The organism is Actinomadura logoneensis, from assembly GCF_003428695.1.
Taxonomy (GTDB): domain Bacteria; phylum Actinomycetota; class Actinomycetes; order Streptosporangiales; family Streptosporangiaceae; genus Spirillospora; species Spirillospora logoneensis.
The window spans coordinates 1-955 of record NZ_QURH01000436.1; the positions used below are offsets into that span (position 1 = coordinate 1).

At 79.6% G+C, this 955-nt stretch carries 1 pseudogene; it reads right to left on the reverse strand.

From position 1 onward, the window contains the following. Positions 1-955: pseudogene (locus DZF91_RS40110) on the reverse strand (AfsR/SARP family transcriptional regulator); the annotation flags it as partial.

The following is a 955-nucleotide window of genomic DNA, read 5'->3' on the forward strand; positions in this document are numbered from 1 at the left end:
CGACGCGCCCGCCAGGCCCTCCAGGGACAGCGCGAGCGCGCGCGGCTCGGCCAGCCCGACGGCGATCTCCAGCCCGGCGCGGTGGCGGGCGAGGGCCGTGGCGGCGTCGCCGCGCAGCTCGGCGATGAACCCCTCCTCGGCGGCCATCAGGTGCTCGCCCAGCGCGGACGACTCGTACCCGGCGCGCAGGGTCCGCAGGTGCCGTTCGGCGGCGTCGAGGTCGCCGCGGCGGCGGGCGCCGAGCGCCAGCCCCATCAGCGCGTACACCTCGCTGTACCGGTAGCCCTGCTCGGCGGCCAGCCGGTGCGCGCGTTCGTGCAGGTCGCGGGCCCGGTCCCAGTCGCGGGCGAGCAGCGCCAGGCGGCCGAGCCCGGACAGCCGCTCGGACTCCTCGGCGCGCAGCCCGAGGTCGCGGGCGATCCGCAGGCCGCCCGCCTGGAGCCGCTCGGCCTCCGCGTAGTCGCCGCGCACCTCGGCCAGCACCGCCAGCGGCGGGACGGTCTGCAGCTCGCCCCACTGGTCGCCGAGGTCCCGGAAGATCGCGGCGGCCCGTCCGCCGGCGTCGGCGACCTCGGCGAGAGCACCGGCGTTCATCGCGTGCATGGCGCGCAGCGCGAGCGCGGCGGCGGTCCCCCACCGGTCGTCCGCCTCGGCGAACAGCTCCCGCGCCCGCGCGTTCGCCTCGCGGCTCGCGGCGGCGCGTCCGGCGTGGAACAGCGCGTACGCGTACAGCCAGACGGCGCGTCCGCGGCCGCGCGGCTCGGCGGTCGCGCCGTGGTCGCCGGTGAGCAGCGCGAACGCGGTGTGGAACAGGCTTCCGGGGGCGTGCTCGGCCAGCACGCCGCGGGCCTCGTGGAAGCGCCCGCGCAGCAGCCACCACCAGGTCAGCGCGGCGGCCAGCCGGGCGGCGTCCGCCGGGGGCGCCTCCTCCAGCGCGGCGCGCAGGTTGGCGGCC